Origin of the sequence: Pollutimonas thiosulfatoxidans, from assembly GCF_004022565.1 — a bacterium.
Taxonomy (GTDB): Bacteria; Pseudomonadota; Gammaproteobacteria; order Burkholderiales; family Burkholderiaceae_B; genus Pusillimonas_D; species Pusillimonas_D thiosulfatoxidans.
The window spans coordinates 2,399,761-2,425,245 of the sequence record NZ_CP022987.1; the positions used below are offsets into that span (position 1 = coordinate 2,399,761).

The 25,485-nt window shown below is 59.0% G+C and carries 20 protein-coding genes and 4 pseudogenes; 16 read left to right on the forward strand and 8 right to left on the reverse strand.

All coding sequences use genetic code 11. The features are described 5' to 3' along the window. Positions 1–31 precede the first annotated feature (31 nt). The 4 genes from CKA81_RS11585 to intI1 (CKA81_RS11605) all read right to left on the reverse strand — a co-directional run bounded on the left by CKA81_RS11585 (position 32) and on the right by intI1 (CKA81_RS11605) (position 6,653). The gene (locus tag CKA81_RS11585) at positions 32–2,632 is read right to left on the reverse strand and encodes a DEAD/DEAH box helicase (RefSeq protein WP_128355423.1); all 2,601 of its coding nucleotides are present in this window, start codon (positions 2,630–2,632) and stop codon (positions 32–34) included. A gap of 3 nt (positions 2,633–2,635) precedes the next feature. Further along, positions 2,636–4,762, reverse strand: a complete 2,127-nt coding sequence (locus CKA81_RS11590; RefSeq protein ID WP_113934836.1) for a site-specific DNA-methyltransferase — start codon at positions 4,760–4,762, stop codon at positions 2,636–2,638. A 29-nt stretch (positions 4,763–4,791) separates the two neighbouring features. Then, entirely contained in the window at positions 4,792–5,364 is a 573-nt protein-coding gene (locus CKA81_RS11595; RefSeq protein WP_113934837.1) for a recombinase family protein, read from the reverse strand. Positions 5,365–5,639: 275 nt separating this feature from the next. Beyond that, the gene (gene intI1 / locus CKA81_RS11605; protein WP_000845048.1) at positions 5,640–6,653 is read right to left on the reverse strand and encodes a class 1 integron integrase IntI1; all 1,014 of its coding nucleotides are present in this window, start codon (positions 6,651–6,653) and stop codon (positions 5,640–5,642) included. 145 nt (positions 6,654–6,798) lie between these two features. Here intI1 (CKA81_RS11605) and aadA1 point away from each other — a divergent pair, with 145 nt between their 5' ends. From aadA1 to CKA81_RS17180, 5 genes and pseudogenes are all read left to right on the forward strand, one after another. Then, positions 6,799–7,590, forward strand: a complete 792-nt coding sequence (aadA1, locus tag CKA81_RS11610; RefSeq protein WP_001206316.1) for an ANT(3'')-Ia family aminoglycoside nucleotidyltransferase AadA1 — start codon at positions 6,799–6,801, stop codon at positions 7,588–7,590. 163 nt (positions 7,591–7,753) lie between these two features. Continuing rightward, a complete protein-coding gene (locus CKA81_RS11615) occupies positions 7,754–8,101 on the forward strand; it encodes a quaternary ammonium compound efflux SMR transporter QacE delta 1 (protein ID WP_000679427.1) in 348 nt (115 codons plus the stop codon). Continuing rightward, positions 8,095–9,066 carry a dihydropteroate synthase gene (folP, locus tag CKA81_RS11620; protein ID WP_000259026.1) on the forward strand — a complete coding sequence of 324 codons (972 nt, stop codon included), beginning with the start codon at positions 8,095–8,097 and terminating at the stop codon, positions 9,064–9,066. Before CKA81_RS11615 ends, folP begins: the two co-directional genes overlap by 7 nt. Before the next feature lie 216 nt (positions 9,067–9,282). Then, positions 9,283–10,497 carry a chloramphenicol/florfenicol efflux MFS transporter FloR2 gene (locus CKA81_RS11625; protein WP_000214125.1) on the forward strand — a complete coding sequence of 405 codons (1,215 nt, stop codon included), beginning with the start codon at positions 9,283–9,285 and terminating at the stop codon, positions 10,495–10,497. Between the two features lie 93 nt (positions 10,498–10,590). Next, positions 10,591–10,707: pseudogene (locus tag CKA81_RS17180) on the forward strand (DUF3363 domain-containing protein); the annotation flags it as partial. Here CKA81_RS17180 and tetR(G) read toward each other — a convergent pair. Beyond that, positions 10,704–11,330, reverse strand: a complete 627-nt coding sequence (gene tetR(G), locus CKA81_RS11635; protein WP_000163574.1) for a tetracycline resistance transcriptional repressor TetR(G) — start codon at positions 11,328–11,330, stop codon at positions 10,704–10,706. The pseudogene CKA81_RS17180 and the gene tetR(G) sit on opposite strands and share 4 nt — an antisense overlap. Positions 11,331–11,433: 103 nt before the next feature. Here tetR(G) and tet(G) point away from each other — a divergent pair, with 103 nt between their 5' ends. Next, on the forward strand, positions 11,434–12,609 hold the full coding sequence (gene tet(G) / locus CKA81_RS11640) for a tetracycline efflux MFS transporter Tet(G) (RefSeq protein WP_001257840.1): 1,176 nt from the start codon (positions 11,434–11,436) through the stop codon (positions 12,607–12,609). An 89-nt stretch (positions 12,610–12,698) separates the two neighbouring features. Further along, complete coding sequence (locus tag CKA81_RS11645; protein ID WP_223151157.1) at positions 12,699–13,421, forward strand: LysR family transcriptional regulator; 723 nt, start codon at positions 12,699–12,701, stop codon at positions 13,419–13,421. 91 nt (positions 13,422–13,512) lie between these two features. Here CKA81_RS11645 and CKA81_RS11650 read toward each other — a convergent pair whose 3' ends face one another. The 3 genes and pseudogenes from CKA81_RS11650 to intI1 (CKA81_RS17345) form a co-directional block, all read right to left on the reverse strand. Beyond that, positions 13,513–15,045: an IS91-like element ISCR3 family transposase gene (locus tag CKA81_RS11650; protein ID WP_001747814.1), complete on the reverse strand. Its 1,533-nt coding sequence runs from the start codon at positions 15,043–15,045 to the stop codon at positions 13,513–13,515. 226 nt (positions 15,046–15,271) lie between these two features. Next, positions 15,272–15,625 (reverse strand): annotated as a pseudogene (locus CKA81_RS17075) (TCP-1/cpn60 chaperonin family protein); the annotation flags it as partial. After that, positions 15,626–15,925, reverse strand: a pseudogene (gene intI1, locus CKA81_RS17345) (class 1 integron integrase IntI1); the annotation flags it as partial. Between the two features lie 160 nt (positions 15,926–16,085). Between intI1 (CKA81_RS17345) and aac(6')-31 the strand changes: the two are divergent. The 9 genes and pseudogenes from aac(6')-31 to CKA81_RS11725 all read left to right on the forward strand — a co-directional run bounded on the left by aac(6')-31 (position 16,086) and on the right by CKA81_RS11725 (position 25,485). Beyond that, entirely contained in the window at positions 16,086–16,640 is a 555-nt protein-coding gene (aac(6')-31, locus tag CKA81_RS11665) for an aminoglycoside N-acetyltransferase AAC(6')-31 (protein WP_044424439.1), read from the forward strand. A gap of 391 nt (positions 16,641–17,031) precedes the next feature. After that, positions 17,032–17,364 (forward strand): quaternary ammonium compound efflux SMR transporter QacG2, encoded by a 333-nt coding sequence (gene qacG2, locus CKA81_RS11670; protein ID WP_003830719.1) that lies wholly within the window; start codon positions 17,032–17,034, stop codon positions 17,362–17,364. Between the two features lie 210 nt (positions 17,365–17,574). After that, positions 17,575–17,922, forward strand: a complete 348-nt coding sequence (locus tag CKA81_RS11675; protein WP_000679427.1) for a quaternary ammonium compound efflux SMR transporter QacE delta 1 — start codon at positions 17,575–17,577, stop codon at positions 17,920–17,922. Then, positions 17,916–18,755 carry a sulfonamide-resistant dihydropteroate synthase Sul1 gene (sul1, locus tag CKA81_RS11680; protein ID WP_000259031.1) on the forward strand — a complete coding sequence of 280 codons (840 nt, stop codon included), beginning with the start codon at positions 17,916–17,918 and terminating at the stop codon, positions 18,753–18,755. The genes CKA81_RS11675 and sul1 overlap by 7 nt, the downstream gene beginning before the upstream one ends. Positions 18,756–18,882: 127 nt before the next feature. Further along, positions 18,883–19,383 (forward strand): GNAT family N-acetyltransferase, encoded by a 501-nt coding sequence (locus CKA81_RS11690; protein ID WP_000376623.1) that lies wholly within the window; start codon positions 18,883–18,885, stop codon positions 19,381–19,383. A gap of 506 nt (positions 19,384–19,889) precedes the next feature. Continuing rightward, a complete protein-coding gene (locus tag CKA81_RS11700) occupies positions 19,890–20,654 on the forward strand; it encodes an IS6-like element IS6100 family transposase (RefSeq protein ID WP_001389365.1) in 765 nt (254 codons plus the stop codon). A 54-nt stretch (positions 20,655–20,708) separates the two neighbouring features. Next, positions 20,709–20,975 (forward strand): annotated as a pseudogene (locus tag CKA81_RS11705) (DDE-type integrase/transposase/recombinase); the annotation flags it as partial. 388 nt (positions 20,976–21,363) lie between these two features. Further along, a complete protein-coding gene (mobF, locus tag CKA81_RS11720; RefSeq protein WP_128355425.1) occupies positions 21,364–24,261 on the forward strand; it encodes a MobF family relaxase in 2,898 nt (965 codons plus the stop codon). A gap of 549 nt (positions 24,262–24,810) precedes the next feature. Continuing rightward, on the forward strand, positions 24,811–25,485 hold the full coding sequence (locus tag CKA81_RS11725) for an SOS response-associated peptidase (RefSeq protein WP_128356760.1): 675 nt from the start codon (positions 24,811–24,813) through the stop codon (positions 25,483–25,485).

Below are 25,485 nucleotides of genomic sequence, written 5' to 3' on the forward strand. Positions count from 1 at the left end.
ACTGATCTGATTAGTCAATCCGGTTGCACGATCACTGATAGTCATCTGCCAGCCCGCTGCTGAACAAAACCTCCGCATCTTGGGCGTCCGCCACCGCATCCTGCACTTCCCGCCGTTTCAGGTTGAGCACACGCAGTTTGTCGCTGCCCTTCACCTGGGCGATGGACTCAATTCGGCGATAGGTATCAGCATGATTGGCAGCATACAGAGCCAAGCCCTGCAGCTTGACTAGCGCGTCGCTCAAATGCAGGCCGTGCGGGTCAACCAGATCGACGACGAGAGAGCCATCCCCCTGAGTGGCAAAGAACAGAAAGTCCGGGCGAACAATGCCGTACTGCCCCGATTTCTCATAGGCAATACCCAGCGAAGCCTGCCCAGGCTGCTGCGGGTTGCGATACCAGAACGAGAACCCCGGCCTTGCCGATTCAGTCTCGACTACCGTCCGCTCCCAGTCATTCAGTTCAGCGGGGTATTTGCCGGCATCGTTGCATAGCAAGTGGTCATCCCAGACTGGGAGCACTCTCACCTTGCCGTTTTCGTTCGCCTTGGTTGCCTCATAACGAGCTTCAGGCTTGAGCAAGCCCACGTCCTGCGGCTCCGTGCTCATTTCGATGATCTGCCTGTAGGACTCGCGTCGATCATCGCTGAGCGCCTTGATCTGCGCCCCATACCGAGTCAACCAGTCCTTCGCTAGCTTATCGGCCTCAGCATCAAAATAGGCCTGCGCCTCCATCACCAGCCCCAAACCAGCAACGGTTACGCGGGCCTCCATGATGGCCTCAAGAAAGCCTTCCGGGTCTTCGTTCCGGTCGGCCTCCTGGCTCGCCAGATGGTCGACATACGAATGAGCAATCGCCGGGCTGAAGATGCGCGCCGCACGGCGGTAGGCATCGTCGATCACCGCCATATCGGCATCTTCCCAGAACTGTTCCAGGCTCCGGCCCTGTCCCAGCATGTCTGCTTTCACGGTTTTCCCGTCCACAACTAACACGGACTGCCGCTTGGCCTTGATCTTGGCTTCGTTGTCGGCCTGAAACGAATCCAAGGCGGCGTGCATCTCGGCGTGTGCCAGTCTGCCCGCGCCGGACAGAATATCGTCGGACGCCAATTCGTGTGCCAACGAAGTCAACCTGACCGCAGGCCTGGCACCACGTTGCGGCCGCGTTTGTGACGGCAACGCCTCGAATGCTTCCCACACGGCAGGCGCGACAGCAGGGTTCGGCTGCACCTCCATGTAGTCGATCAACACGCGCCCAGGCGTTGCCGCCTCGTTGCCAGTTGTCAGCTCATCGACCACCTGCTCCACGGCCTTGCGATTGAATTTCGGCAGCAAGCAGTCCACTGCGTTCAGGCGGTCGTTGCCAGGAATACGGCGGGCCAGCGGCGAACGTACCAGGCGACCCAGCAACTGCGTGATGTGCGTCTTGTCGCTGGCCGCACGGAACGACACCATGACCTCGGCACGCGGGCAATCCCAGCCGGTGCTGATCGCATCCTTGGCAATCAGCACCCGCACCCAGGCCGATTCTTGAACTCGCTGCGGCTCGATGTAGGGCACATCGCGGTTACCGAAGCGCTGTGTGGTGTGATCCCCAAAAACGTGCGCCACGCTGGCAGAGGGCAGCTCAGGGTAGCGCTCGAAAATGGTATCCAGCGCCCGCCCGATTTCATCGGGGTCAGGCGTGTTGGGCACCTGCAAAACCATCAATGGCACGACAAGCTGAGCTTCCTGTTGCTGCTTGGAATAAGCGCCCCAGGCAAGACTGGATTCCTTCAATTTATCGGTCGCACGCCGCACCAGCACGGTATCGAAATCGCCCGCATTGTCTGGAATATCCAGCAGGATGGTGTCCTTGATCAGGCCGGACTCTTGCACCTTGGACGCATCAACTTCCACATTGGGCAGCTTGATGTGTTTGCCTGCCGACTCAATCGCTTTGTTGAACCGCTCCACCGTGGCTGAAATACCCCAGACAGCAGGAACACCGGGCACGCTGCCCACGCCATTGATGAGCCGCTGCACAATCGTGCTTTTGGCGTTCTGGCTGGCTGCTGTCTGCACACCCATACCACGGTGCGCCTCATCCAGCACCAGATAAAGCGTCAAATCCGGGTCTTCAATGGTGTTCTGAATAGTGTCCCAAATCGTGTATGCCCGCAGGTCGGGCCGCATGTCCGCGAAGGTGCTGTCCAGCTTGGCGGCCATTTCTTCAGGATCATGGCCACGCACCAGCAAGCTGTTCTTGCTGAGCTTCTGGGTATTGAGGAAGTAAATTTTCCCCGCCTGGAATTTCGGTCTGTTGAAGGTGTTTTCCACCACCACCAGGTCGGTGTAGTTGATGCGGTCACTCGCCTCGATAAAGCGAAAGCGGGTCTGTTCGTTCAGCGAAGGGTCGTCGCTGAACCAGATCACCACCGCGCCGGGGTCGGCATCAAAGCTGAACTCATCATCACCGTGAAACAGCGCCTCGAATGTGGCAGCGGCCATCACGGTCTTACCCGCACCAGTCACCGCTGTAAGCGAAAACGCCGTTCGGTCGGATTCGTTATGCCACAGGCGGCGGGCCTTGCCCAGGTTATTCAGGGAGTCGCGGACGGCGTCGCGCTGGTAGTCTTTGAGCGTGAACTTCATCCGTTACTCTCCGTTAGTGAAGCTGAAATTGGTCAGATACGATTCGTACAAGCGCACCGGCTCGACGCCATCGGGCAACCGCTTGGCAATCGCCTGGAAGCGGCGGTCATCATCGGTGACGATATAGGCAATGCGTACTCCATCGGCCTTAGCCAGCGCCTTGATAAAGGGTGTGGCCGCATCCACATTGCTGAGCAAGCCATAAGTATTGGCCACCGCCCACCCATTGTCGGGCAGCTTGTCTATGCGACTGCCCTGCGCTCCTGCTCGCAGCCACAGCAACGGCGCAATCCGGTTGAACGCCAGGTTGTAATTGACCGATACCGGCGTCTCATAGGTCAGCGTGAAGAACTCTGCGTTTTCCTCGAAGCCTTCAGCCATCGGAAATTCATCGGTGAATTTGTAGTCGCCCTTGATGGGTTCGCCGTCGGGTGTCTTGCCCGTGATGGCAGCGGCAACGCGAGGTTTGGTGATGTAGTCGCAGATGCCCCACTTTTCCCACTCGGCATCGCCGGGACGCCAACCTGCTTCGCGCAACTTTTTCTGTTCGTCAGCGGCAACTTCGTTGTTAGTCACACTGATGCATTGGCGCTGCCCGCCGTCTTGCTTGTTAAGCCGCATTACAGCGTGCGCAGTGGTTCCAGAACCAGAAAAGAAGTCGAGAATAACAGCCTCCGATTTGTCAGAGACAAAGAAACGTAGTGCATCTTCAACCGCATAGAGCGACTTTGGAAATGGAAATCTGCGATAAGGAAGAAAATTCAGCAGCAACCTCGTGCCGTATTGTGTCGCATCATGTGAACCAATACGCCATTGAGAGCCAGGTACGGTAACGCGATCTGTCGTTTCTAGTGTCGAAGTAATTACCGATCCGTCGTCGCGACGCCCAAGCACCTCATAAGTTCCGTTCTCAATTTTCGAACGCTCGCCCTCTGCCAGGTAATATACGGGAGTTGTTTCACCCTTCAGTTCTCCAAGTCGAAGCCCTCCGGACGACAAAACTTCTCTCACAGTGGATGGCTTAAGCCGCCAACGTCCCTCTGTTCCGTTTTTGCGGATGGGCCAAACAGCTATCGTTCCATCGGGAGCTACCGTGTCGTGACGATTCGCACCTACCCCAATTGGTTCACCAACGCTATGGAACGATTTCCCATCTTCATAAACAAAAAAAGGGTAGAAAGTTTCAGGGTGCCCGTCTCGAGTTGGACTTGATCCAGATTTTCGAAGTAAATCCCATCGAATGTCACCTTTATGAGTTCGGCCCTTTGTCGTGATCCACTCGTCAGAAAGGCGAATTGGTTTGACCCCACTTCGCCCCAGCATCACGAAAAAATAATACTCGTCGGATCTGCCGAAATACCCTGCACGAGCAACCGCTGCTGGGTTGATTGAAACACTAACCATTTGGGTTCTAGCTTCTGGGAATACCTGTTCTAAAAGCAACCCAAGCCGCAGATACTCCTTTTCATCAATAGTTACGATCAACACTGAATCCGCCGGATTCAACAATTCTTTCGCTACCAGCAAGCGGCGCTCCATCATCGCCAGCCATTTGCTGTGACGATATTGGTCGTCGCCCTCCACATAGTCGTTGTTATACTTCCAGTCCTTCGCCCCGGTGTTATACGGCGGGTCGATATAGATGACGTCCACCTTTCCCCGGTGGGTATAGGTCAGCGCTTTGAGAGCGTGGTAGTTCTCACCGTTGATGACGGTGTGGCACGGCTTGTCGCCACCACGCTGCACTTTACCGGTGCTGACCAGGCCGGGATAGATGATGTCGCGGAACTGGGCTACCACCACCAAATCCCCCAGCGCCACGGTCTGCATTTCGACCTCTGTCGCATCCAGCAGCTCCAAGTCAGCCGTTTTCTTCGCCTTGTGGATCGACTTCACCTGCCACAGCCGCTGATCGCCCTTTTGGGTTGTGCCACGTTCCGACAGCACGCGCACCTTGTCGCCCTTGCGTATCGGGCGCAGCGGCAGTTCAACCGCTTCGGGGCTATGCCGCTCGAAGTTCAAGCCGAAGGGAAGGCGCGAAGAGAGAATCTTGAACTCTCGATCCAACTCAGCCCCCAGGGCCGAATCTTTGGCTTTTGCCTTGGCAATCAAATCAGTCAGTCTGGACACGGAAATGCTTTCCCTCTTTTGTTTCTTCGCTATTGATGGCGTGGTTGTACGACGCCGCAATGCTTGTAAATCGTGGTTCGAGATACGCCATAGCGACGGGCCACGTCAGCCACCTGAATATGGGGGTCACGCAGCAGGGCTTTGATCTCTCTAACCTGCTGTTCATCCAGCTTCGGCTTGCGGCCACCGGCGCGGCCACGGGCACGAGCGGCCGCCAACCCGGCTTGCGTCCGCTCTCGGATCAAACCGCGCTCAAATTCGGCCAGCGCTGCGAACACATGAAAAATAAGCTTGCCCGCCGCGCTGCCGGTTTCGATCTTTTCTGTCAAACTTTCAAAGCCGATGCTGCGCTGCTCAAGATCGGTCACGATCTGCACAAGGTCTGGCAGGCTGCGCCCGAGCCGATCCAGCCGCCACACCACCAGGGTGTCCCCTGCCCGCAGCGCCTTGCGGCACTGCTCAAGCTCGGGGCGAGCCGTATTCTTGCCACTGGCCGCTTCTTCATAGATCACGCCACACCCAGCCTGCTGGAGCGCGTCGCGCTGCAGGTCAAGGTGCTGATCATCGGTTGATACGCGGGCGTATCCTATGCGTTGATTCATGGACGCATCCGGGACATTGAAAACTTGACGCCGATATTAACACCAGAGAGCGGCTTTCACGAAGGTAAAGTGCTGTCGTTTTCAGAAGACGGCTGCACTGAACGTCAGAAGCCGACTGCACTATAGCAGCGGAGGGGTTGGATCCATCAGGCAACGACGGGCTGCTGCCGGCCATCAGCGGACGCAGGGAGGACTTTCCGCAACCGGCCGTTCGATGCGGCACCGATGGCCTTCGCGCAGGGGTAGTGAATCCGCCAGGATTGACTTGCGCTGCCCTACCTCTCACTAGTGAGGGGCGGCAGCGCATCAAGCGGTGAGCGCACTCCGGCACCGCCAACTTTCAGCACATGCGTGTAAATCATCGTCGTAGAGACGTCGGAATGGCCGAGCAGATCCTGCACGGTTCGAATGTCGTAACCGCTGCGGAGCAAGGCCGTCGCGAACGAGTGGCGGAGGGTGTGCGGTGTGGCGGGCTTCGTGATGCCTGCTTGTTCTACGGCACGTTTGAAGGCGCGCTGAAAGGTCTGGTCATACATGTGATGGCGACGCACGACACCGCTCCGTGGATCGGTCGAATGCGTGTGCTGCGCAAAAACCCAGAACCACGGCCAGGAATGCCCGGCGCGCGGATACTTCCGCTCAAGGGCGTCGGGAAGCGCAACGCCGCTGCGGCCCTCGGCCTGGTCCTTCAGCCACCATGCCCGTGCACGCGACAGCTGCTCGCGCAGGCTGGGTGCCAAGCTCTCGGGTAACATCAAGGCCCGATCCTTGGAGCCCTTGCCCTCCCGCACGATGATCGTGCCGTGATCGAAATCCAGATCCTTGACCCGCAGTTGCAAACCCTCACTGATCCGCATGCCCGTTCCATACAGAAGCTGGGCGAACAAACGATGCTCGCCTTCCAGAAAACCGAGGATGCGAACCACTTCATCCGGGGTCAGCACCACCGGCAAGCGCCGCGACGGCCGAGGTCTTCCGATCTCCTGAAGCCAGGGCAGATCCGTGCACAGCACCTTGCCGTAGAAGAACAGCAAGGCCGCCAATGCCTGACGATGCGTGGAGACCGAAACCTTGCGCTCGTTCGCCAGCCAGGACAGAAATGCCTCGACTTCGCTGCTGCCCAAGGTTGCCGGGTGACGCACACCGTGGAAACGGATGAAGGCACGAACCCAGTGGACATAAGCCTGTTCGGTTCGTAAACTGTAATGCAAGTAGCGTATGCGCTCACGCAACTGGTCCAGAACCTTGACCGAACGCAGCGGTGGTAACGGCGCAGTGGCGGTTTTCATGGCTTGTTATGACTGTTTTTTTGTACAGTCTATGCCTCGGGCATCCAAGCAGCAAGCGCGTTACGCCGTGGGTCGATGTTTGATGTTATGGAGCAGCAACGATGTTACGCAGCAGGGCAGTCGCCCTAAAACAAAGTTAAACATCATGAGGGAAGCGGTGATCGCCGAAGTATCGACTCAACTATCAGAGGTAGTTGGCGTCATCGAGCGCCATCTCGAACCGACGTTGCTGGCCGTACATTTGTACGGCTCCGCAGTGGATGGCGGCCTGAAGCCACACAGTGATATTGATTTGCTGGTTACGGTGACCGTAAGGCTTGATGAAACAACGCGGCGAGCTTTGATCAACGACCTTTTGGAAACTTCGGCTTCCCCTGGAGAGAGCGAGATTCTCCGCGCTGTAGAAGTCACCATTGTTGTGCACGACGACATCATTCCGTGGCGTTATCCAGCTAAGCGCGAACTGCAATTTGGAGAATGGCAGCGCAATGACATTCTTGCAGGTATCTTCGAGCCAGCCACGATCGACATTGATCTGGCTATCTTGCTGACAAAAGCAAGAGAACATAGCGTTGCCTTGGTAGGTCCAGCGGCGGAGGAACTCTTTGATCCGGTTCCTGAACAGGATCTATTTGAGGCGCTAAATGAAACCTTAACGCTATGGAACTCGCCGCCCGACTGGGCTGGCGATGAGCGAAATGTAGTGCTTACGTTGTCCCGCATTTGGTACAGCGCAGTAACCGGCAAAATCGCGCCGAAGGATGTCGCTGCCGACTGGGCAATGGAGCGCCTGCCGGCCCAGTATCAGCCCGTCATACTTGAAGCTAGACAGGCTTATCTTGGACAAGAAGAAGATCGCTTGGCCTCCCGCGCAGATCAGTTGGAAGAATTTGTTCACTACGTGAAAGGCGAGATCACCAAGGTAGTCGGCAAATAATGTCTAACAATTCGTTCAAGCCGACGCCGCTTCGCGGCGCGGCTTAACTCAAGCGTTAGATGCACTAAGCACATAATTGCTCACAGCCAAACTATCAGGTCAAGTCTGCTTTTATTATTTTTAAGCGTGCATAATAAGCCCTACACAAATTGGGAGATATATCATGAAAGGCTGGCTTTTTCTTGTTATCGCAATAGTTGGCGAAGTAATCGCAACATCCGCATTAAAATCTAGCGAGGGCTTTACTAAGCTTGCCCCTTCCGCCGTTGTCATAATCGGTTATGGCATCGCATTTTATTTTCTTTCTCTGGTTCTGAAATCCATCCCTGTCGGTGTTGCTTATGCAGTCTGGTCGGGACTCGGCGTCGTCATAATTACAGCCATTGCCTGGTTGCTTCATGGGCAAAAGCTTGATGCGTGGGGCTTTGTAGGTATGGGGCTCATAATTGCTGCCTTTTTGCTCGCCCGATCCCCATCGTGGAAGTCGCTGCGGAGGCCGACGCCATGGTGACGGTGTTCGGCATTCTGAATCTCACCGAGGACTCCTTCTTCGATGAGAGCCGGCGGCTAGACCCCGCCGGCGCTGTCACCGCGGCGATCGAAATGCTGCGAGTCGGATCAGACGTCGTGGATGTCGGACCGGCCGCCAGCCATCCGGACGCGAGGCCTGTATCGCCGGCCGATGAGATCAGACGTATTGCGCCGCTCTTAGACGCCCTGTCCGATCAGATGCACCGTGTTTCAATCGACAGCTTCCAACCGGAAACCCAGCGCTATGCGCTCAAGCGCGGCGTGGGCTACCTGAACGATATCCAAGGATTTCCTGACCCTGCGCTCTATCCCGATATTGCTGAGGCGGACTGCAGGCTGGTGGTTATGCACTCAGCGCAGCGGGATGGCATCGCCACCCGCACCGGTCACCTTCGACCCGAAGACGCGCTCGACGAGATTGTGCGGTTCTTCGAGGCGCGGGTTTCCGCCTTGCGACGGAGCGGGGTCGCTGCCGACCGGCTCATCCTCGATCCGGGGATGGACCGGCGATTGGTCCATGGCGAAACGGCCGACCTTGCGCCGACCGGCTTCGGGCAACAGGTCCGCGAAGCCATGGACCAGCGCCGCGAGCATCATATCGAACAGCGCGACGCCACGCGCAACAGGGACGGCCGAATCTTCTACCGGCGCAATCTTCTCGCCACCCTGCGCGAGCGGGAAGTTGCGCGCGCCGGTGCGGAGATGGCCGAGGGCAAGGCGCTGCCGTTCCGCGCCGCCAAGGATGGTGAGAGTGTCAGCGGCAAGTTCACCGGGACTGTCCAGCTAACGAGCGGCAAGTTCGCCATCGTGGAAAAGAGCCACGAGTTCACCCTTGTCCCGTGGCGGCCGATCATCGACCGCCAGCTCGGCCGCGAGGTCGCGGGTATCATGCAGGGCGGTTCGGTGTCGTGGCAGTTAGGGCGGCAGCGGGGGTTGGGGCTATAGGAGCCAACGATACCGCATTGCAACGCAACAACTAATTCGATAAGAGCTGCTATTCAATTTCGTAATCGTGGAGCCATCAGCATGGGAAATTCCAAGTCAGCAGACAAGTAAGCCGCAACATCAGAATTGTTGTTGCGGCGCTCTGTAAGACCAATCCCATCTGATTGCTGACGAGCAGACGCTGCCCGGTATCCTTAATCGAGCGGTTGATTCGTCATGACCACCACACGCCCCGCGTGGGCCTATACGCTGCCGGCAGCCTTGCTGCTTATGGCTCCCTTCGACATCCTCGCCTCGCTGGCGATGGATATTTATCTTCCAGTCGTTCCGGCGATGCCGGGCGTCCTGAACACGACTCCATCCATAATCCAACTCACGTTGAGCCTCTACATGGTGATGCTCGGTGTGGGCCAAGTGATCTTTGGGCCACTCTCCGATCGCGTCGGGCGACGGCCGATCCTGCTTGTAGGCGCAACGGCTTTCGTTGCTGCGTCTCTGGGAGCGGCTTGTTCTTCAACTGCATTAGCCTTTGTTGCGTTTCGTCTGGTTCAGGCTGTTGGAGCATCGGCCATGCTGGTGGCCACCTTCGCGACCGTGCGCGACGTATATGCCAATCGTCCCGAAGGTGCCGTCATCTACGGCCTTTTCAGTTCGATGCTGGCGTTCGTGCCTGCGCTCGGCCCTATAGCCGGTGCGCTGATCGGCGAGTTTTGGGGATGGCAGGCGATCTTCATCACACTGGCTGCACTGGCTTCGCTCGCACTCTTAAACGCCAGTTTCAGGTGGCATGAAACCCGACCGTTGGATCAGGCCAGAACGCAACGATCTGTTTTGCCGATCTTCGCGAGTCCGGCCTTTTGGGTTTACACGGTCGGATTTAGTGCCGGCATGGGCACATTCTTCGTTTTCTTCTCGACAGCCCCCCGTGTTCTCATAGGCCAAGCCGGCTATTCCGAGATCGGATTTAGCTTGGCCTTCGCGACTGTCGCGCTGGTCATGGTCACGACAACCCGCTTCGCAAAGTCCTTCGTTGCCAAATGGGGTATCGCGGGATGCGTAGCGCGCGGGATGGCGTTGCTCGTTTCCGGCGCGATCCTGTTGGGGATCGGCCAACTTTTCGGATCGCCGTCATTTTTCAGCTTCATCCTGCCGATGTGGGTTGTCGCGGTCGGCATTGTCTTCACGGTGTCCGTTACCGCCAACGGCGCACTTGCGCAGTTCGACGACATCGCTGGATCAGCGGTTGCGTTCTACTTCTGCATCCAAAGCCTGATAGTCAGTATCGTCGGGACATTGGCGGTGACGCTGTTAAACGGCGATACAGCGTGGCCCGTGATTTGTTACGCCACGGCAATGGCAGTGCTGGTGTCGTTGGGGCTGGCGCTCCTTCGATCCCGTGATGCTGCCACCGAGAAGTCGCCAGTCGTCTAGCCGACGACTGGAAGCAAGCCCGCTCCGATGCGGCGCAATAATCTTCGAAACCTCGTGAATGGCGGTATCCTGTCTGGCAAGATACCGCTCATTTCCCTTGTCCCGTGGCGGCCGGTCATCGACCGCCAGCTCGGCCGTGAGGTCATGGGCATCGTGCAAAGCGGATCGGTGTCGTGGCAGTTGGGGCGGCAAAGGGGCATAAGCCTCTAATCTGTTGTAGATGAACGCAGCCGCTCGAAACCAGCGATGAGGCTGTCGAGTCCGAAGTTGAACGCAGCATCCATGCCGTCTGTTTCCAACTCGTGAAACAGATCGTGCAGGAAGGACGACGGTGCTTGCTCGGACACATCTGGCCTGTCCGGAACTCTCTCATCGGCATCAGATGCCTGCTGCTCGAGAACGGAACCGACCACATAGTGACTGACCGCCCGGAGCGCCCAAACGGCGCGCTTCGGACAAAAGCCCTCCGCGCAGAGAAAGCGTATTTGCGTCTCGGCGGTGCCAAAATTCGGTTCTGTCGGTCGAGTGCCGGCATGGATACGCGCGCCGTCCCGATAAGAGAGCAACGCCGTTCTGAAGCTCAGGGCATTCTCTTTCAGGAACACCCGCCAGTCCTCATTCTCTTCGGGTAGCGAGCGGGTATGGCGTTCCGCCAGCATCGCCTCGGCGAGCGCATCAAGCAGCGCTCGCTTGTTCTGGAAATGCCAGTAAAGCGCAGGCTGCTGAACCTTGAGGCGTTCAGCGAGCTTCCGCGTCGTCAGGCTGTCCATGCCAACCTCGTTCAACAGCTCTAGCGCCGCCGCGATCACGGTGCCCTTGTCCAGTTTGGTCATTCACGTTCCTTCGCCAGTGCTTGACAATTTATCACCGATAAGTTATATGTCCATCTCCTTATCGTTGATAAAGTCGCTCCATTGAGCGGCGCTGGAGTTTCAGGTGCGCAGCTCTGCCATCATTGCCCTGCTGATCGTGGGTCTTGACGCCATGGGTCTCGGCCTCATCATGCCCGTCCTTCCGACGCTTCTGCGTGAGCTTGTGCCAGCAGAGCAGGTCGCTGGACACTATGGTGCCTTGCTGTCGCTCTATGCATTGATGCAGGTCGTCTTCGCGCCCATGCTTGGACAGCTTTCGGATTCTTACGGTCGGCGTCCGGTACTTCTGGCTTCTCTTGCAGGAGCCGCAGTCGATTACACGATTATGGCATCAGCGCCGGTCTTATGGGTGCTCTATATCGGCCGACTCGTGTCCGGCGTCACGGGCGCAACCGGAGCTGTAGCAGCCTCAACCATTGCCGATTCGACGGGGGAAGGTTCTCGCGCACGCTGGTTCGGCTACATGGGGGCCTGTTATGGGGCGGGCATGATTGCCGGGCCAGCACTTGGTGGCATGCTCGGTGGTATCTCTGCTCATGCCCCGTTTATCGCCGCCGCCCTTCTCAACGGGTTCGCGTTCCTGCTTGCCTGCATTTTCCTCAAGGAGACTCATCACAGCCATGGCGGGACCGGAAAGCCGGTTCGCATCAAACCATTCGTTCTGTTACGGCTGGATGATGCATTGCGCGGGCTAGGTGCGCTTTTCGCAGTTTTCTTCATTATTCAACTGATCGGCCAAGTGCCTGCAGCCCTATGGGTCATATATGGCGAGGACCGTTTTCAGTGGAACACCGCGACCGTTGGTTTGTCGCTCGCGGCGTTTGGGGCAACACATGCGATCTTCCAAGCGTTTGTTACCGGCCCGCTTTCAAGCCGGCTTGGAGAGCGGCGCACGCTGCTGTTTGGCATGGCTGCGGATGCGACTGGCTTCGTTCTTCTGGCTTTTGCCACGCAGGGATGGATGGTGTTCCCGATTCTGTTGCTGCTTGCCGCCGGGGGTGTTGGCATGCCGGCCTTGCAGGCAATGCTCTCAAACAATGTCAGCAGTAACAAGCAAGGGGCTTTGCAAGGAACGCTAACGAGCCTCACCAATCTAAGCTCTATCGCAGGACCGCTTGGCTTCACAGCACTCTATTCTGCCACCGCCGGGGCATGGAACGGTTGGGTTTGGATTGTCGGCGCGATCCTCTATTTAATATGTCTGCCAATACTACGCAGACCATTCGCAACTTCATTGTGATTTAGTCATGGCGATTTGGCATGCGTAGACTTAGGAGAAATGACGGATTAAATCTGTTGAGCAATCATCTCCTTTCGGGGCGAGTGCCAATGATGACCTTAGTTCACACTCTCGCTGTCGCCGAATATCTCAACTTCCGTCACGCCGCCAACGCGCTCGGCGTTGCACAGTCCAGCGTCAGCGCCCGCGTGAAGGCACTGGAAGAAGACCTCGGCATCCTCTTGTTCGAGCGTCATGCGCGCGGCGTTCGGCTGACCGAGGCCGGACGCCATTTCGTCGAGCGGATAGCCGTAGGTATTGACCAACTCGACCATGCGGTGAAAACCGCCGGCATGGCGGCAGCCGGAGAAAGCGGCCGGCTTCGTATCGGTATCCATGCCCTGATTCCGCATAGCTTCCTCGCAAAGCTGATCGGCCAATACCGCAAGGATTACCCCGATGTTGAAGTCGAGATCGCCGAAGGCCCGGCCCGTGAAGCGGTGGTGCAGCTTCGCGCCGGCAGGTTGGACGTGGCGTTCGTCGCGGGCACGCCCCAACCACCCGACTGCCATTCCCGTCGCACATGGACCGAACCGCTCTTGGCGGTGCTACCGGAACGGCATCCGCTCGCCAAGCGGTCAGCCGTCACATGGCCCGATTTGGCAGGCGAGACGTTCCTTGCGTATAGGAAGTTCAAACGCCCTTTTCGGGCAGTCTGCTGGGTAGGCGGCGGTCGCGCAAGCCCCGTTTTGGGCACGGATCGGACGTCTGTGAGTGGGATTTCGGCATCGCGGGGCCACGCAGCGGCGTTGTCAGCAGCCATGCTTCGCTGATTCCCGACAGCGGGCCGAGCGCCGCCCTGCGGATCGTGGCCGCATCGGCTCGGATTCCGGTTTCGCCGTCGGCTGTGCAGCCGGCAGATCGTCACGCGGCTTGCACTGGCGGCGCGCGCGCTGCGGGCCTGTAGTGCGCTTCTTCCCGCGCGCCGTGCTTCTCGAAGTGGGCGAGGATGGCGCGGATGGCGGTGGGTTCCTCGATGCTGGCGACGATCCGCACGGTGCCACCGCAGTGGACGCAGGCGGTGACGTCGATGGAAAAGACCCGCTTGAGCCGTTGCGCCCAGCTCATCGCACGGCGCTTCTCCTCGGGGCTGCGCGGCGCGTCGTGGGCGCTGACGTCCACTGGCGCCGCATCGCCCGCAGGCCGCTTGCCGCGCCCCGAGGGCGTCAGCTGCGCACGCAGGTTTGCATTCGGGGCGAATACGCCGTGGAAGCGGGTGAGATGCGCGCGAGGTGGCGGGACCAGCGCCGCCAGCTTGGCGATGAAATCCACCGGATCCCATTCCACATGCGTGGTGCCATTGCGCCACGGGGTCTTGAGCTGGTAACGCACCCTGCCCTGGAGCGCTATCGACAGCCGCTTCTCGCTGATCGCCGGGCGCGTGATGTAGCGGCACAGCTTTTCCAGCTTGTGGCTTTCGTGTGCTTCGGCCGCCACGCCGGCATGCAGTGAGAAGCCGCCGACCTTGCCGGCTTCGCCCTCCAGCGAACCGGCGTCACCGGGCAGCGTTTGCAGCGTGACGACCTTGCAGCCAGCGTCGCGGCCGGTGGCGATGCGGTAGGTGATCGAACTCATCCGCAGCCCATCCATGCTGTCGTCGCCTGCAGCGCTGTCTGCCAGGAAGGCCGATTCGCCCTCCCCTTCGAGCCAGCCTTTGCGCGTCAGGTGCCGACACACCCGGTGCGCGATGGTAGCTGCCAGCTGGGTCAACTGCGCGGTGGTGGGCGCACGGGCGCGGTGCAGGCGCAGTTCGCGCCGCGGCAGCTCGGTGGCTTCCACGTACACGCCGTCGAGCCACAGCATGTGGAAGTGGATGTTCAGGTTCAGCGCGCTGCCGAAACGCTGGATCAGCGTCACCGCGCCGCACTGGGCGCTGGCGCGGTCGATGCCGGCTTGATCGGCCAACCAGCCGGCGATCACGCGCTGCACGATGCCCAGCACCGGGCCAATGGCTTCTGGCTTGCTGGCGAACAGGAAACGCAAGGGGTACGGAAAGCTCAGCACCCATTGCCGCACAGGCCGCGGGCCGAACACCTCCTCGACCAGGTGCCGCGCACTCTCGGCCATGCGTCGCGCGCCGCAACTCGGGCAGAACCCGCGCTTCTTGCAGGAGAAGGCCACCAGCCTCTCTGCACGGCAGTGCTCGCACACCACCCGCAGGAAGCCGTGCTCGAGTACGCCGCAACGCAGGTAGGCATCGAACGCCTCGCGGACATACCCGGGCAGCGAGCGGCCCTCCGCTTCGATCCGTGCAATGAAGTCCGGGTAGTGCGCCTCTACCAACGCGTACAGCAGCGTGCGCTCGGGCGCGTGGCGCGCGTACCGCGAACCGGTGTGGGCGGACGGCAGTGGCGCGCATCCCGCGGCTTGCCGCCGGGATGTGGCGAGGCGCGGCACGCAGCGCTCCGGTGCGGGGACGGCTGCTCAGTGTTGCGCCTGTGTTCGCACGTTCGTATCGGTGCGTTCTGATCTTCGCGTCAGACATTGCCGCGGCGCGGGCACAACAAAAAGCCCGGCATCGCTGCCGGGCTCCGGCCCCGTCCTTGGGGCCTTGATGTCGGGTCGTTGCCGGGATCGGACCGCGCTGGCGCGGTCCGGTTCCCTGACGACCGGGCCAACCGGATCAGAAATCCATGCCGCCCATGCCGCCCATACCGCCAGCACCCGGCATGGCCGGCTCTTCCTTCTTCGGCACTTCGGCCACGACCACTTCGGTCGTGATCGCAAGGCCGGCGACGGAAGCGGCGTGCTGCAGGGCCGAGCGGGTCACCTTGGTCGGGTCCAGGATGCCCATGGCGATCATGTCGCCGAACTCGCCGGTGGCGGCGTTGTAGCCGTAGCTGCCTTCGCCGGCCTTGACGTTGGCCACGATCACGCTCGGTTCTTCACCGGCGTTGGCCACGATGGCGCGCAGCGGGGCTTCCAGCGCACGGCGGGTGATGGCGATGCCCAGGTTCTGGTCTTCGTTGATGCCCTGCCAGGGCAGATCCGTGCACAGCACCTTGCCGTAGAAGAACAGCAAGGCCGCCAATGCCTGACGATGCGTGGAGACCGAAACCTTGCGCTCGTTCGCCAGCCAGGACAGAAATGCCTCGACTTCGCTGCTGCCCAAGGTTGCCGGGTGACGCACACCGTGGAAACGGATGAAGGCACGAACCCAGTGGACATAAGCCTGTTCGGTTCGTAAACTGTAATGCAAGTAGCGTATGCGCTCACGCAACTGGTCCAGAACCTTGACCGAACGCAGCGGTGGTAACGGCGCAGTGGCGGTTTTCATGGCTTGTTATGACTGTTTTTTTGTACAGTCTATGCCTCGGGCATCCAAGCAGCAAGCGCGTTACGCCGTGGGTCGATGTTTGATGTTATGGAGCAGCAACGATGTTACGCAGCAGGGCAGTCGCCCTAAAACAAAGTTAGGCAGCACAAAGACCGTTCTCATGACCACTACCATTAGCTTCGTCACGCTGCGCCTCATGACCGAGCACGACCTTCCGATGCTCCATGACTGGCTAAATCGGCCTCACATCGTTGAGTGGTGGGGCGGAGAAGAAACACGTCCAACACTTGCTGAAGTGCTGGAGCAATACCTACCAAGCGCCCTGGCGAAAGAGTCCGTCACTCCCTACATCGCAATGCTGGATGAAGAACCGATTGGGTACGCTCAGTCGTACATTGCACTCGGAAGCGGTGACGGATGGTGGGAAGACGAAACCGATCCAGGAGTACGCGGAATAGACCAGTCTCTGGCGAATCCATCGCAGCTGGGCAAGGGCTTGGGAACCAAGCTCGTTTGCGCGCTCGTTGAGATGCTGTTCAAAGACGCTGAGGTAACCAAGATCCAAACGGACCCGTCGCCGAACAACTTACGCGCAATCCGGTGCTACGAGAAGGCGGGTTTTGTGGCGCAAAGAACCATAAACACCCCAGATGGACCGGCCGTATACATGGTTCAAACACGTCAGGCGTTCGAGCAGGCGCGCAGTGCTGTCTAACCCTTCCATCGAGGGGACGTCGGCTTTTTTTTTTTTTTTTTTTTTTTTTTTTTTTTTTTTTTTTTTTTTTTTTTTTTTTTTTTTTTTTTTTTTTTTTTTTTTTTTTTTTTTTTTTTTTGCGTATCGGGGGGGGGGGGGGGGGGGGGGGGGGGGGGGGGGGGGGGGGGGGGGGGGGGGGGGGGGGGGGGGGGGGGGGGGGGGGGGGGGGGGGGGGGGGGGGGGGGGGGGGGGGGGGGCATCGGGGGGACGTCCAAGGGCTATCGTCCTTGGCCGCCCCTCATGTCAAACGTTAGATGCTTTGCTGTGCGCACAAATTTCGGCCAGCAACAAGACTGTTTTTTTTCTTAAATCGAACCTAAAATTTCTTCGCGGAACTCCATGGAGAAATATTTTGAAAAATTGGTTATTTCTGGCTACGGCCATTATTTTTGAGGTCATTGCAACCTCTGCGCTCAAGTCTAGTGAGGGCTTTACTAGGTTAGTACCGTCTTTTATCGTCGTAGCGGGATACGCTGCTGCTTTTTATTTCCTGTCGCTGACACTCAAATCGATTCCTGTTGGAATCGCCTACGCAGTTTGGTCGGGCCTCGGGATCGTCTTGGTCACTGCGATTGCATGGGTTTTGCATGGTCAAAAACTAGATATGTGGGGATTTGTTGGTGTCGGCTTCATTATCAGCGGCGTTGCTGTGCTCAACTTGCTATCTAAGGCAAGTGTTCACTAAAACGGTCGCATCTAACCATTCCGTCGAGAGGGACCGCCCACAAGCTGCGCTTGCGGGTTCCCTTCGCGGCTTCGCCGCTACGGCGGCCCCTCACGTCAAACGTTAGATGCACTAAGCACATAATTGCTCACAGCCAAACTATCAGGTCAAGTCTGCTTTTATTATTTTTAAGCGTGCATAATAAGCCCTACACAAATTGGGAGATATATCATGAAAGGCTGGCTTTTTCTTGTTATCGCAATAGTTGGCGAAGTAATCGCAACATCCGCATTAAAATCTAGCGAGGGCTTTACTAAGCTTGCCCCTTCCGCCGTTGTCATAATCGGTTATGGCATCGCATTTTATTTTCTTTCTCTGGTTCTGAAATCCATCCCTGTCGGTGTTGCTTATGCAGTCTGGTCGGGACTCGGCGTCGTCATAATTACAGCCATTGCCTGGTTGCTTCATGGGCAAAAGCTTGATGCGTGGGGCTTTGTAGGTATGGGGCTCATAATTGCTGCCTTTTTGCTCGCCCGATCCCCATCGTGGAAGTCGCTGCGGAGGCCGACGCCATGGTGACGGTGTTCGGCATTCTGAATCTCACCGAGGACTCCTTCTTCGATGAGAGCCGGCGGCTAGACCCCGCCGGCGCTGTCACCGCGGCGATCGAAATGCTGCGAGTCGGATCAGACGTCGTGGATGTCGGACCGGCCGCCAGCCATCCGGACGCGAGGCCTGTATCGCCGGCCGATGAGATCAGACGTATTGCGCCGCTCTTAGACGCCCTGTCCGATCAGATGCACCGTGTTTCAATCGACAGCTTCCAACCGGAAACCCAGCGCTATGCGCTCAAGCGCGGCGTGGGCTACCTGAACGATATCCAAGGATTTCCTGACCCTGCGCTCTATCCCGATATTGCTGAGGCGGACTGCAGGCTGGTGGTTATGCACTCAGCGCAGCGGGATGGCATCGCCACCCGCACCGGTCACCTTCGACCCGAAGACGCGCTCGACGAGATTGTGCGGTTCTTCGAGGCGCGGGTTTCCGCCTTGCGACGGAGCGGGGTCGCTGCCGACCGGCTCATCCTCGATCCGGGGATGGGATTTTTCTTGAGCCCCGCACCGGAAACATCGCTGCACGTGCTGTCGAACCTTCAAAAGCTGAAGTCGGCGTTGGGGCTTCCGCTATTGGTCTCGGTGTCGCGGAAATCCTTCTTGGGCGCCACCGTTGGCCTTCCTGTAAAGGATCTGGGTCCAGCGAGCCTTGCGGCGGAACTTCACGCGATCGGCAATGGCGCTGACTACGTCCGCACCCACGCGCCTGGAGATCTGCGAAGCGCAATCACCTTCTCGGAAACCCTCGCGAAATTTCGCAGTCGCGACGCCAGAGACCGAGGGTTAGATCATGCCTAGCATTCACCTTCCGGCCGCCCGCTAGCGGACCCTGGTCAGGTTCCGCGAAGGTGGGCGCAGACATGCTGGGCTCGTCAGGATCAAACTGCACTATGAGGCGGCGGTTCATACCGCGCCAGGGGAGCGAATGGACAGCGAGGAGCCTCCGAACGTTCGGGTCGCCTGCTCGGGTGATATCGACGAGGTTGTGCGGCTGATGCACGACGCTGCGGCGTGGATGTCCGCCAAGGGAACGCCCGCCTGGGACGTCGCGCGGATCGACCGGACATTCGCGGAGACCTTCGTCCTGAGATCCGAGCTCCTAGTCGCGAGTTGCAGCGACGGCATCGTCGGCTGTTGCACCTTGTCGGCCGAGGATCCCGAGTTCTGGCCCGACGCCCTCAAGGGGGAGGCCGCATATCTGCACAAGCTCGCGGTGCGACGGACACATGCGGGCCGGGGTGTCAGCTCCGCGCTGATCGAGGCTTGCCGCCATGCCGCGCGAACGCAGGGGTGCGCCAAGCTGCGGCTCGACTGCCACCCGAACCTGCGTGGCCTATACGAGCGGCTCGGATTCACCCACGTCGACACTTTCAATCCCGGCTGGGATCCAACCTTCATCGCAGAACGCCTAGAACTCGAAATCTAACGTCCGTTCGGGCATCGAGGTCCATGTCGGGGTGGGACGGGCCCGTGGCTTCAAGATCACTTGCAGTCCGACCGCGATGTCTTGGTTGCGCGAGAGGTTGTCGATATCCTCCACTTCCATCATCAACCCTGGATAATGCCGCCGCCGTCATCGCCGCCGACGCCCGTGCCGGGCTTTTCGGGCCTGTCAGGCTTGCTCGGCCTTCAGCCTGCCTGGGCGAGATCTCCGGCGGACGGATTAACGGCGGAGCTTCGCCGCCTTTCGTGCGTGTGAAGGCCGAAGATAGTTCTCTCAAAAACATCCGTTTATGAGAGATACCAAATGTCATTTTCAGAAGACGACTGCACCAGTTGATTGGGCGTAATGGCTGTTGTGCAGCCAGCTCCTGACAGTTCAATATCAGAAGTGATCTGCACCAATCTCGACTATGCTCAATACTCGTGTGGGCTCTGTTGCAAAAATCGTGAAGCTTGAGCATGCTTGGCGGAGATTGGACGGACGGAACGATGACGGATTTCAAGTGGCGCCATTTCCAGGGTGATGTGATCCTGTGGGCGGTGCGCTGGTATTGTCGCTATCCGATCAGCTATCGCGACCTTGAGGAAATGCTGGCGGAACGCGGCATTTCGGTCGACCATACGACGATCTATCGCTGGGTCCAGTGCTACGCCCCGGAGATGGAGAAGCGGCTGCGCTGGTTCTGGCGGCGTGGCTTTGATCCGAGCTGGCGCCTGGATGAAACCTACGTCAAGGTGCGGGGCAAGTGGACCTACCTGTACCGGGCAGTCGACAAGCGGGGCGACACGATCGATTTCTACCTGTCGCCGACCCGCAGCGCCAAGGCAGCGAAGCGGTTCCTGGGCAAGGCCCTGCGAGGCCTGAAGCACTGGGAAAAGCCTGCCACGCTCAATACCGACAAAGCGCCGAGCTATGGTGCAGCGATCACCGAATTGAAGCGCGAAGGAAAGCTGGACCGGGAGACGGCCCACCGGCAGGTGAAGTATCTCAATAACGTGATCGAGGCCGATCACGGAAAGCTCAAGATACTGATCAAGCCGGTGCGCGGTTTCAAATCGATCCCCACGGCCTATGCCACGATCAAGGGATTCGAAGTCATGCGAGCCCTGCGCAAAGGACAGGCTCGCCCCTGGTGCCTGCAGCCCGGCATCAGGGGCGAGGTGCGCCTTGTGGAGAGAGCTTTTGGCATTGGGCCCTCGGCGCTGACGGAGGCCATGGGCATGCTCAACCACCATTTCGCAGCAGCCGCCTGATCGGCGCAGAGCGACAGCCTACCTCTGACTGCCGCCAATCTTTGCAACAGAGCCCTCAATAACGTGATCGAGGCCGATCACGGAAAGCTCAAGATACTGATCAAGCCGGTGCGCGGTTTCAAATCGATCCCCACGGCCTATGCCACGATCAAGGGATTCGAAGTCATGCGAGCCCTGCGCAAAGGACAGGCTCGCCCCTGGTGCCTGCAGCCCGGCATCAGGGGCGAGGTGCGCCTTGTGGAGAGAGCTTTTGGCATTGGGCCCTCGGCGCTGACGGAGGCCATGGGCATGCTCAACCACCATTTCGCAGCAGCCGCCTGATCGGCGCAGAGCGACAGCCTACCTCTGACTGCCGCCAATCTTTGCAACAGAGCCTCCGTCGCCATGCTCACCTCGCTTTGGTGCACACGAGTATTGAGCATAGTCGAGATTGGTGCAGATCACTTCTGATATTGAACTGTCAGGAGCTGGCTGCACAACAGCCATTACGCCCAATCAACTGGTGCAGTCGTCTTCTGAAAATGACAAGTGCGCCACTATGATCTGTTCAGAAAACCACCGTTTCACAGACACGTTAGATGCCGGCATTATCTACAGAGCCAGTAGATAAACTGAGTGTCAATTCACCTTCCTCTCCTTTCTAATCCAATACTGACGCAGGCTTTCCACCTGCCGACCAACCCCTCACACTACCTCTCCCGGAGCCCCCATGATCTCGCACAGTCAGATCTACCGCGCTCGCGCGTCCCTTGCCACCCACTACTACGCCGACCAGGCTGACGATTACTACAGCCGCGACGGTGGTGCCGCAACTTGGCAAGGCGATGGCGCCCGGCGCCTGGGAGCCGTCGGTGAGATTGACCCTGCCCGCTTCAAAGCCATGTTGCAGGGCGACTTCGGCCGGAATGTGACGGCTGGCCGGTCGATCCGCAAGGATGCCAAGGCCCGTGCTGCGCTTGATCTGACCTTTGGTGCGCCCAAGAGCATCACGCTGCAGGCACTGATTGGCGGCGATGAACGCCTGATTCATGCCAACGATCAAGCGGTGACTGCTGCTCTGGCCTATGTCGAACAACATCTGACCATGGGTCGCCACAAGGAAAACGGCAAGTCGCGGGTGGAACAGACAGGCAATCTCATCATTGCCAAGTTCCGCCATGAAACCGCCCGCCCTACGGAAGACGCAGCCCCTGACCCTCACCTGCATGTTCACGCCCTGCTGATGAACCTGACTCAGCGCGCCGACGACAACTGGGTGTCGCTCTCGAACGAGGCGATTTTCAAGCTGCTGCGGGTGACAGACTCCATCTATCAGGCTGAGCTGGAACGTAATGTCCGCGCCCTGGGGTATGCCGTTCGCCATGAAAAGAACCATATCGAACTGGCCCATATCACCCGTGAACAGATCGAGTTTTTCAGTAAGCGCAGCGCCGGCATCACGGCTGAACTGACGGCTCGCGGCACCGCCCGCGACAACGCCCCTCATGCGCTGCGCCAGGGTATCAATCTGGCACACCGCCAGGAGAAAACCCAGGTTTTCAGCCGCGCGGAACTGCATCAGCAGTGGCGGGAAGCGGCAGCAACCATCGGAATGCAGTTTGACCAAGCACGCCACGACGCTGAACGACAGGCACCAGAAGCACGGGAAATATCTGCCGATCTTGTCGCACAGGCTTCGCTGGACTGGGCCATCCAGCACTTGGCTGAACGCGAGTCCGTCATGCCCCTGGCCGATCTGCTGCACAGCGCCGTACGCCATGCCGGGGGCCATACCAACATCACAGCCATTCAGGCAGCCATCCAGGGCCGTGTCGCATCCGGTGCGCTGATCCAGGAAGCGCCGCACTACAGCAGCACACAGGACAAGAACGCCCAGCCCATGACCCGCGAAGGATGGGCTGCTGAAGTCACCCGGCTGGCTGGATTGAACCAGGACACTGCCCTGCAGCTGGTTGATGACGCCATTGCCCAGGGCCGCCTGTTGATGGAAAGCCCACGCTACGCCACCCGCAAGGCCCATGAAGCCGAATCCAGGATACTGGCTGCTGAACAGACAGGCCGTGGTGCCTGGCAATCTACGATCAACGCCGCCGACGCTGAAAATGCTCTGGATACCCTGCTGACCCCCGGCCAGCGCGAAGCAGTCATGCTGATTACCACTGGCAGCGATCAAGTAGCAGGCATCCAGGGGCTCGCCGGTACGGGGAAATCCTTCGCCCTGCAAAACGCCCAAACCATTCTGCGTGAACAGGGTCACGCCATGACGGCCCTGGCTCCCTACGGGAACATGGTTCGCAACCTGCGCCAAGACGGCATTGCGGCCAACACCATTGCCTCCATCCTGGCCGCTGCCGACAAGCGCCCCTTCCTGGACTCCCTAGGACCGACATCAGTAGTGGTTATCGACGAAGCCGGGGTGGTACCGGTGCGACAGATGGACAAGCTGCTGGCCCTCATTCAGCCAACAGGCGCGAAGGTGGTGCTGCTGGGCGACACGGCCCAGACCAAGGCCATCGAGGCCGGCCGCGCCTTTGCCATGCTGCAGGAACAGGGAATGAAGACCGTCTTGATGGGCGACATCCAGCGCCAACGCTCGGCGCGGCTGCGCCAGGCGGTCGAACTCGCTGCCACAGGCCGGGCCAGTCACTCCTTGCCGCTGCTAAATACCATCCGCGTCATTCCAGATGAGTTCACCACCGACGAACATGGCAGGAAGACCCGCGACAGCTCAGCCCGTTATGAGGCCATCGCGAAGTCCTACACCGGACTGACGGCCACCGAACAGGCCAACACCATCGTCGTGACCGGCACCAACGCCTCAAGGAATGCAATCAATCGACGCATTCACGCCCTGCTTGGCCTGGAAGGCAAAGGCCGCCCGTGCCAATTGTTGGCCCGGCATGACACCACACGCGCCGAACGCAGTGTGGCCCGCTATTACACCGTGGGGGACATCGTGATTCCAGAGCGTGATTACAAGTGCGGCCTGAAACGCGGCGAACTCTACCGCGTGACCGGCAGCGCCCGCCATGACCGTATAAACGTCCTACCTTTCCACGCAGACCCAACAACCACGCAGCCCATAGAAATCATTCCCAAGACCATGAGCAAGCTGTCTGTCTATCATCTGAACGAGGCAGAATTGTCCGTAGCCGACCATGTCCGCATCACGCGCAACGATGCTCAACATGATCTGGTCAACGGGCAACTGGCGAAAGTCGTAGCCATCGACGCGGGCAGCGTCACCCTGGAAACCCAGGGCCGCCATGTCCAGCTACCCACAGACCGGCCCTTGAACATGGACTACGCCTATGCCACCACCGCGCACAGCGCTCAGGGGCTGACCTGCGACCGGGTGCTTTACAACGCCGAGAGCTTCAGCCGCACCACCGCCCAGGACACCTACTACGTCAGCATCTCGCGGGAACGGCATGAGGTGACGGTGTTCACCGACGATGCAGAGAAGCTGCCGGAAAGAGTGGACAGGCAGACTTACAAGGGACTGGCGCACGACCTGCAGCCTGCTGCCGCAAAGGTCTTTGGCCAGGATGAAAAGGAGCTGGCCGCATCGACTCTACCTGTCGAATCTGACCTTGAGGTAGATTGACGCAATTGTGCAGGCCGGTTGCAGGCAATGTGTAATTGGTGGGTAGTCCAGTTGCAGCCATGCTGCAGCTGGCATGCCCTCAGCAAGTCATGAGAGTGTATAAAGCCAGCCGTCGAGATGTAGTGGCACAACTGCGGAAAGAATTTATTCCACCGTCTACGCCCCGGAAGGCTACACCCGTGGCCTTTCCTTCCTCCTTCCAATCAACGGCTTATGCAATTCTGCAGCCCTGTTTGTCCTGCATCGGAGGTCACAACGCTTTCCCGCTAGGCATTTGAAAACACAACCCTTTCCCCACCCCGCCAGGGGTGCGTCATGTGTGGGACTTTTAAGGCCACAAATGAGCGAAGGCGAATTTGAGGACGGAAAGTCCCAGCCAGGCCGGGAACCGGGCTGGCATCGTCACCGGACAGGGTCCCAGGCGCAGCCTGGGAACTGCACGGCACCAGCAGCACAAGCTGCTCTGACATGCTCCCCAACAGCAAACCACCCGCAGAGAACAGCAAGCCCGACATTGCACACCCACAGCAAACACGCGAGAATTTCTCTATGTGCAATCGCTACGTAACACCCGATCAGGCGGCTGTTGAACGCTACTGGCATGTAGGACGCCAGAACCCGCCAAGGCTCTGGGGGCCAGAGGTGCATCCCCGGGGTATGGGGCCGTTTATTCGTGCAGGCGACCAGGGGCGGGAACTTGCCGTAGGCCAGTGGGCGCTGATTCCCCCATTCGCCAAGGATGCCAAATTGCCCTATTCCACCAACAATGCACGCGCAGAAGAACTAGCGCAAAAGCCCACCTTTCGGCAAGCCTGGGCGCGGGGGCAGCGCTGCATCATTCCGGCGGAATCCTTCGATGAACCCTGTTGGGAAAGCGGCAGCAATGTGTGGTGGCGGTTCCGGCGCGCCGATGGTGCGCCCTGGGGGCTGGCCGGTCTGTGGAATACCTGGGTGAGCCGGGAAACCGGCGAAGTGGTAGAAAGCTACACCATGCTTACGCTGAACGCAGACGCTCACCCCCTGATGAACAGGATGCACAAGCCGGATCCCTCCAAACCTGTCGGCGCGCAGGATAAGCGCTCGGTGATTCCGATTGAGCTGGCCGATGTCGATCAATGGCTGAACGGCAGCCAGGACGACGCGCAGGCGCTGTTTACTCTGCCGCCCGCTGCGGCATTCGATGCCATCCCGCTGGAACCGCCGCGACAGTCCAGCCTGATTTAA